A 7,251-nucleotide genomic window follows, 5' to 3' on the forward strand; every position below is an offset into this window, starting at 1 on the left:
CTTAGCGGTCGGAGCCGGGTAGTTTACGGCTTCGTCGTCCATCCAGGAAGGGGGTACAGGTCGGCATCCATAGCTGGAATCCGAGCCATCGTAGCTGCGGGGATCCCGCTGGTACTCCATCAAGGCTTGAAGGGTATCTCGGGGTGGAGTGGCACCGCGCAAGTCCTTCAAAGAGAGGGAAATGTTGGGAGCCGGCAAAGTGGCACCGCCCACATGACAATTCAAACAGGCGGACTGAAAACGATTTTTGCCGTCCGTGAGCTGCTCTGGGGTAAAGGTGAGGGTATGCCCTGCGGCATCTAGAGGCAATTCCACAGGGCCACTCACCCGCAAATACTGGTTCACGTAAGGATCAATGCGGGCAGCCACCGGACTGGCCAGCCCCAGCCACAACAAAGCTAGGATCCCGACCCAGGCCCAGAGGCGAGACGGGATCCGCCATCTCATAGGCAACTTCTGATCCAGATGCGGCATTAGAGATAGGCTGATAGGTCGCTGTGGCTTTCGTTCTTGGTACCACCCCAGCCGGGAACGGTCTTGGCCTGCACCAGAATGTAGCCCGCAATCAGCTTCAGATCCTCGTCGGTGAGGTTGCGCAGACGTGGATACTCACTGGTGAGCTGGGTGTTGGGGTGATACTCCAACAGAGACTCCACCCCGTCATAGGTGACTGGATTCTTGATGTAATCCACAATCGCCAGCACATTATCCCGTGGGGGAGTTGCCCCCTCCAGATCCGAAAGCTTCAAGCTCACATCCGGGTTGGGATAGGTCTGGCCGCCCACATGGCACTGGGCGCATGCGGTGTTGAATAGCTTCTTCCCTTTGGCCAACTGGGCTTCGGTAAAGGTAATAGACTCAGTTGGCGACAGAGCCACTGCAGGAATATCCCTAGCTGCAAACACTGGAGCCAGACCCCAGCCAAACCCAGCCATCAACGCAGCCAACAGCAGGACAAGCAACCGACGACGCGCTGGCGCAAACACCTTCTGAAAAGAAAAAGCTTTGCTAAACATGGTTCTCCGTAGATCAGCCTAGAAAGAGGAGAGGTGGGCTCCACTCCAGCCACAAACCCGACAACAGGATCAAGAATAGACCATTAAGAGATCATTTGCAGATGGGATCCGGGATAGTTTCCCAATGGTTCCATTTGCCTTTGGTGTTAAGTTTGATTACGGAGCTATGGCCTGTTGGGAGTCTGTTGGCCGAGAGCTGACTTGGCCACAGCCCAGTCGAGAGAACTGAGCAGGTAATGAGCAGGTAATATAGAGCTTGGCTTGCTTGCCTGGCAACCTCAGAGCAGGAGAATACGGCAGACTCCGTTCCAGGTTTTCCCCATGTCCTCTATCCGATTCCAGCCGTTGCGGGTGGCTTTCACCTGTGCGGATCCCAGTCAAGTGCAAATGCCCGTTGCCGATTTGCTGGCGGCCTTGCCGGCCTCACCGCTTCTGACCTACACAGACCCGGAAGCAGCGGACTTGCGGGTAGAGCTGTTGCCCGATGCCACTTATCACTTTTACCGGCGGGGGGAAGAGGTGGCTCTGGCGGCCTTCCGGATCCCGGTGAAGAAGCTACTGGCCCTGCCTCGCAAGCTGGTGCGGCTGTTGGAGCACGTGGCTGCTTTTGGTAATCTTTTGAACCTGCAACCTGCCAGCGATGCGCTGAGCAGCATCTTGGAAGTGGAATTTCTCCAACTGGAAACCCCGGCCAGCAGCTCTGCCCCTGCCGAAGTGAGCCCCCTGCCGCGGGATCCCCAAGGGAAAGTGCAAATCCAAGCAGGCCGCAACCTGGCCATTGCCTTGAGAAACAGAGCCCCCACTCCAGTGCATGTTTATGTCACCGTCTTTGACGAGCGGCGGTACAGCGTGGATTTGGTTTACCCCTATCAACCAGATCTGCCTGCCCGTTTACGCCCCAACGAGAGCCTGCTGATTGGCTCTGGCCCCCGCTACCTGCTGCAGATGCAGCTGCCAGAAGGAACAGACGTAGCGGTGGATCGCTTCAAAATCTGGGTCAGCAGCACCAGCATGCAGCCAGGCATTATGGTGATGCCCCCTCTGGGGCAACGGCTGGAACCTCCCTCAGAAGATCCCTACGGGGCCGGATCCCGCCTGGATCGGGAAGTCCGGCTGGCCATTCTGGGCAAAGCAGGCAGCACTCCCATGCCAGCTTTTGCGGAGGATCCCTGGTGGTGTATGGAACAAGCTGTCAAGATTGTAGCCTAGCTAGCTTTTGTCAGGTGCTCTTTCGGACATGACTTTTCAGAATTTTGATAAAGGTCGGCTCAACATCGTCAACGCCGATTACTGACAGCTTATAACTGGAAGACAGGCTAATTTTCTTATCCTGATCAACATCAGTCAAGACTACAAAAGCCTGATTCTGCTGAAGACCAAGACTGGAAGCCAACCTAGAGTACTTGTCTATACTTTCATGATAATCACCCGTTTTGGATTCTACCCAGTAAAACTTATCATTGACATAAAAGAATAAATCTATTTCAAAATCATTTCCATCCGGCAAAGTAACTTGAGTATTCATGATGTAAGAAAAACTGATCTTTTTGCCTTGCTGACTGGCAATCTTTACTAGCTTTTCTTTGACATATCGCTCCAGCCATCCTCCTGATAGAAAGTTCAATGCATTTGGGTCTCTGCTCGGCTTTGCTTCTATAGATCTAGGAGACTTCAAATAATGGTACTCCTCCAAGAAGGCGATACTATAGAGCATATTCGCAAGTTGGCAACTATCTGATACTACCTGGTTTGGCTCGTCTTTCAGAATCAGGGAGAAAGCCTCTCCTTCGTTCATGTTTGACTTTATCGACTTGTAGAGTTTTCTAATTGAATAATATCTATCTCCCATAAAGTTGGATATCTGATTTAGCTTGCTGTTCAGTTTGCTACCAACCCTACTTGCTTCCTTGGTTTCCAAGCTTTTAATTCTTATTCCTTTAGACCACAGAAACAGAAATAAAGCTAACCTCAACTTATCACGGCTGATATGATCAATGACTTCCTGGGAACTTTCCTCAAGCGCTTTGACAACAGCAACTTCTTGTGAGTCCCAACTTACTGCTTGATTTGTCGCTCGATTTTCCAGAATGGCTAGCTGATTGTTCAGTTGCTGGCCATGTTCGGCCAACTTTACAGATATAGCTTGTAGAAGATATAGCTTGTAGAAGGTCTCTGCCCCAGTCCTGTAGCAAGCTTTGCTGGCTGTCAGCAAGGCGAAATTTAAACTCTTCAAGGGTAGCTTGGACGGCCTGTAACTTTTCCTGTAACTTTTGAGAAATCTTGTCTACCAATCCTTCGCTCAACTTGATGAGTGCTTTGTCCGGGTTGTTGAGTTCTTGGCTGCGTTGGCTTAGCTGCGAAGATATATCTCTGATAATCTCTCGTTTCCAGATTTCCAGTTTAGGACTGGCCCCATACTGGCGAGCAACGTAAATGCCTACCGAGAAACCAACAGCTGCCCCAATCAATAAAACCAAAACTAAGTCCATCAGATACTCCTGTCCTCTGCTGCTGTTACTTTTCTTTCCAGTTAACTGGATTACCTGCTTGCCTCAACATGCTAGGAGGAGATAGGTGAATTTTCAAGCAGATGGGGACCTGCCTCTGACCGAAGCTGGGCGCCGACAAGGGATCCCAGCCAGCCTTGCTGAAGAGCTTCTTGAGCAGGAGTCAGTTCAGGCAACACCTCCAACGTGTAGACATCGGGCCGAGGGGGATCCAACGGGATCCAGAAATGTTTCAACTGATCGGCTTGAAAAACGCTCAAACAAATGATCTGGTGGGGCTGATAGGCCGTCAAGCGTTCCGCCAAGTTGGCAGCGCTCACCCTGAACCCATCCAGGGCCACCAGCTCATCGCCGGCCCAGATGCCTGCTTTTTGCGCCGGGGATCCCATCTCTACTGCGCTGATGCGATTGCCCTCGCCGTTGAAATTGAGGCCCAGGTATGGGATGGGGTTGGGGCGGCTGAAGTGGGCTTTAAGGGTGAGGCCAAAGGGGTGTAGGTAAGTGTTGTAGTCTAGCTCTTCCGTGCCTTCCACATAGGCTGCGAAAAACCGGCCAAGATCGGCACCGGCTGCCCGCTCAAACGTCTCCCGCAAGTCTTGGTCGCTGTAGCCCTTCCCTGACCGACCAAAGCGCTGCCACAGATCCTGCAAAGCTGTATCCAGGGATCCCTGACCGCCGGAAAGGTGGCGAATGTGCAGATCCAGCAGCCAACAGACCAAAGCCCCTTTTAAGTAATAAGAAACCTGGCTGTTGAGGGTGTTTTCGTGGGGGCGGTAGAGTTTGATCCAGGTGTCGAAGCTGGATTCCCGCAGCGATTGCACGGCCCGGCCCGGAGTACGCTGCAAGCGACCAATCTGTTCGGAAAGAACTTTTAAAAAATCGCCGGCACTGAGGATCCCTGCCCTCAATAAGATGACGTTTTCGTAATAGCTGGTCGCCCCCTCACAAAACCACAGACATTCCAGATAATTTTCCTGGTTGTAATCGATCTTTTCCAATGCCAGAGGACGCAGACGCTTGACATTCCAGGCATGAAACAACTCGTGGGCCAGCAAAGACAAAAAGCGCCGATAGGACTCCGGCTGATGCAGCTCCAGCCCAGAGTAAAGAAGGGTGGTGCTGTACTTGTGCTCAAGGCCACCAAATCCTCCCGGCGACAAATGCACAATGAACCAGTAGCGGTCATAGGGTAGCCCACCAAAAAATGCGGCTGTGGTTTCGACAATGGCCTTGGCATCGGCAACGGCCCGATCGACATCCAGAGTGCCCGACCCCCAAACCACAAGGTAATGCGGGATCCCTTCCACCTCAAACGATTGCATCCGATGCAGGCCCACCTCCACCGGGCTATCCACCAGCTCGTCATAGTCCTCTGCCACAAAAGACTGGCCGGAAGCGGGATCCTCAGAAGGAGAGGTCAAGGGCCGCAAACTGGTGGCGATGTGCCAATCCGGCTTGGGGGGGATCACCGTCAAAGTGTAGGGTTCCCGCTCGCGACCGGGCACGTAGAGGAAGAGCGCTGCCCCGTTGAAATAGGCGTGGGTCAAATCCAGATGGTTCGTGCGCACCGTCAGCTCATAGGCATAGACCCGGTAGCACACCTTCACGGCAGAAGAACCCGGCGGATCGATCTGCCAGGTGTTCTTATCCACCTTCCGCCAGGCCAAAGGGATCCCTTGCTCAGTTGCCGCCTGAAACTCCTGCACATGACGGGCATACTCCCGCACCAAGTAGGATCCCGGCGTCCACACCGGCAGTCGCAGCCGCAAAGGCACCTCTGGATCCACCTCTTGGATCTGCAGTTCCACCTCCAGCAGGTGATTGGCCGGATCCGGCATCCGCACCGTGAAATGCTGGCGGCTCAGTTGAGAAGGTGCAGCAACGATAACCTCTGGGATCCCCATAGAACCCACCCTACCCTCTACTGCCAAGGGCTGGCGCAGCCCCCAGCGGCAATGGCTCCTATCCTAACCTCTGCCTTTGGCTGGAGAGCAGCAACGAGACTTAAAAACGTAGCACGTGCTACAAAGATGCCTGGGCAGAACCTTCTACTTTAGGGTAAATCTTGGTATCATCATCGATTCTGAAGTCAATGGGTTGCAACCTAGCCTAATGCTTCTAGATTGATCTTAGTAGGTTGATCTTAGGTATAAACTGACCTTAAAAGGTTGATGAGTATGGCGGTGGCCGTAGCGGAAAAATCTCTGATCACAGCCTTCAAGCAATTGGGAGGCCCTCACCATCCTCCGGTTATCGAAACGTTTGAGCGCGGGAAGACCATTTTTTTTCCAGGGGATCCGGCGGAGCGGGTTTACTTTTTGGTGAAGGGAGCCGTTAAGCTCTCGCGGGTCTACGAAATGGGAGAGGAAATCACCGTTGCCCTCCTGCGGGAAAACAGCATCTTCGGCGTGCTCTCCTTTATCACGGGACAGCGCTCCGACCGCTTTTATCACTCGGTGGCTTTTACACCTACCGAGTTACTCTCTCTGCCGATCGAGCAGGTGGAAAAATCCTTGCAGGAGAACGCCGAACTGGCCATGTTGCTGGTTAAAAGCCTGTCGTCTCGTATCTTGCAAACGGAGATGATGATCGAGACGCTGGCTCATCGCGACATGGGATCCCGTCTGGTCAGCTTTTTGTTGATTCTCTGTCGCGATTTCGGGGTGCCTGGCCCAGATGGGGTCACCATCGATCTCAAGCTGTCTCACCAGGCCATTGCCGAGGCCATTGGCTCAACCCGCGTCACCATCACCCGCCTGTTGGGAGAGCTGCGCAAGAAGAAGTACATCTCCATTCACAAGAAGAAGATCACCGTACACGACCCGATGCGGCTGAGCCATCGCTTTGCCTAGAAGGAAGAGGAGAACACCTCCTGAGCAGCACCTTGCCCAGGCAAACCCCGCTCGACGGCTGGTTGAAGCTCTGGCCGGCCTATGTTCAATCTACTGCTGCAGCCTTGAAGAATCTCTGTGCCCGAAGGACAGACTTAAAGTTTTCTGGAAGCTGACCGGATCGCGGGCAAGAATCTACTAGTCTATGGGGGGATCTGGCTTTGGCCAGAGCTATCTAGCCAATTGCTGAGGTGTAACTGTGGAAACGGCCATCGAGTGGATTACCGCCCATGAGATCCTCGACTCGCGAGGGCGTCCCACCCTAGAAGCCCTGGTGGGTCTAGCCAATGGAGCAACGGGCTTGGCGCAGGTTCCCAGCGGTGCCTCGACCGGTACCTTCGAGGCCCATGAGCTGCGGGACGGGGATCCCAAACGCTACGGCGGTAAGGGTGTGCTGAGGGCGGTGGAAAACATCCTTGGCCCCATCCAGTCGGAGCTGCAGGGAGAAGATGCCCTCAACCAAGCCCGTATTGACCAGTTGCTGATCGACCTGGACGGCACCCCCAACAAGTCCCGCCTGGGGGCCAACGCTATTTTGGCAGTTTCTCTGGCGACAGCCAAAGCGGCTGCGGAAGCAGTGGGCTTGCCTCTTTACAAATACCTGGGGGGGCCCTTTGCCAACCTGCTGCCGGTGCCGCTGATGAACGTGCTCAACGGCGGCGCCCACGCCGACAACAACGTCGATATTCAAGAATTTATGCTTGTGCCCATTGGAGCGGCCAGCTTTCGCGAGGCGCTGCGCTACGGGGCTGAGGTGTTTGCGGTACTAAAACAAGTGCTGCAGCAGAAGGGGCTGTCCACCGGTGTGGGGGATGAAGGGGGGTTTGCTCCTGATCT

General features: G+C 54.0%; 8 protein-coding genes. 3 read left to right on the forward strand and 5 right to left on the reverse strand.

The genetic code is table 11. The features are described 5' to 3' along the window. Together psbV2 and psbV are read right to left on the reverse strand one after the other, a co-directional pair. Nucleotides 1-447: photosystem II cytochrome PsbV2 (gene psbV2, locus NW815_RS11095; RefSeq protein WP_414416009.1), on the reverse strand; the 447-nt coding region annotated here is incomplete at its 3' end. A 26-nt stretch (nucleotides 448-473) separates the two neighbouring features. Next, nucleotides 474-1,016, reverse strand: a complete 543-nt coding sequence (gene psbV, locus NW815_RS11100) for a photosystem II cytochrome c-550 (RefSeq protein WP_011434097.1) — start codon at nucleotides 1,014-1,016, stop codon at nucleotides 474-476. 321 nt (nucleotides 1,017-1,337) lie between these two features. Between psbV and NW815_RS11105 the strand changes: the two genes are divergently transcribed. After that, nucleotides 1,338-2,225: a hypothetical protein gene (locus NW815_RS11105; protein ID WP_414343577.1), complete on the forward strand. Its 888-nt coding sequence runs from the start codon at nucleotides 1,338-1,340 to the stop codon at nucleotides 2,223-2,225. 10 nt (nucleotides 2,226-2,235) lie between these two features. Here NW815_RS11105 and NW815_RS11110 read toward each other — a convergent pair whose 3' ends face one another. From NW815_RS11110 to NW815_RS11120, 3 genes are all read right to left on the reverse strand, one after another. After that, a complete protein-coding gene (locus NW815_RS11110) occupies nucleotides 2,236-3,144 on the reverse strand; it encodes a Card1-like endonuclease domain-containing protein (protein WP_414389805.1) in 909 nt (302 codons plus the stop codon). Further along, nucleotides 3,032-3,505, reverse strand: coding sequence for a hypothetical protein (locus tag NW815_RS11115; protein WP_414389802.1), 474 nt, complete (start codon nucleotides 3,503-3,505; stop codon nucleotides 3,032-3,034). The genes NW815_RS11110 and NW815_RS11115 overlap by 113 nt, the downstream gene beginning before the upstream one ends. A 71-nt stretch (nucleotides 3,506-3,576) precedes the next feature. Next, nucleotides 3,577-5,427, reverse strand: coding sequence for a M61 family metallopeptidase (locus NW815_RS11120; protein WP_414389800.1), 1,851 nt, complete (start codon nucleotides 5,425-5,427; stop codon nucleotides 3,577-3,579). A gap of 273 nt (nucleotides 5,428-5,700) precedes the next feature. Between NW815_RS11120 and ntcA the strand changes: the two genes are divergently transcribed. Both ntcA and eno read left to right on the forward strand, forming a co-directional pair. Beyond that, entirely contained in the window at nucleotides 5,701-6,375 is a 675-nt protein-coding gene (gene ntcA / locus NW815_RS11125; protein WP_011434093.1) for a global nitrogen regulator NtcA, read from the forward strand. A 238-nt stretch (nucleotides 6,376-6,613) separates the two neighbouring features. Beyond that, a partial coding sequence (gene eno / locus NW815_RS11130; RefSeq protein ID WP_414416010.1) for a phosphopyruvate hydratase occupies nucleotides 6,614-7,251 on the forward strand: 638 nt, incomplete at its 3' end.

Source organism: Synechococcus sp. R6-7 (genome assembly GCF_047461695.1).
GTDB lineage: Bacteria > Cyanobacteriota > Cyanobacteriia > Thermostichales > Thermostichaceae > Thermostichus.

Bases quoted from the DNA above. Each gene is read 5' to 3' on its own strand.
- psbV (WP_011434097.1), bottom strand. From the start codon at position 1,016: ATGTTTAGCAAAGCTTTTTCTTTTCAGAAGGTGTTTGCGCCAGCGCGT.
- NW815_RS11115 (WP_414389802.1), bottom strand. From the start codon at position 3,505: ATGGACTTAGTTTTGGTTTTATTGATTGGGGCAGCTGTTGGTTTCTCG.
- NW815_RS11105 (WP_414343577.1), top strand. From the start codon at position 1,338: ATGTCCTCTATCCGATTCCAGCCGTTGCGGGTGGCTTTCACCTGTGCG.
- NW815_RS11120 (WP_414389800.1), bottom strand. From the start codon at position 5,427: ATGGGGATCCCAGAGGTTATCGTTGCTGCACCTTCTCAACTGAGCCGC.
- ntcA (WP_011434093.1), top strand. From the start codon at position 5,701: ATGGCGGTGGCCGTAGCGGAAAAATCTCTGATCACAGCCTTCAAGCAA.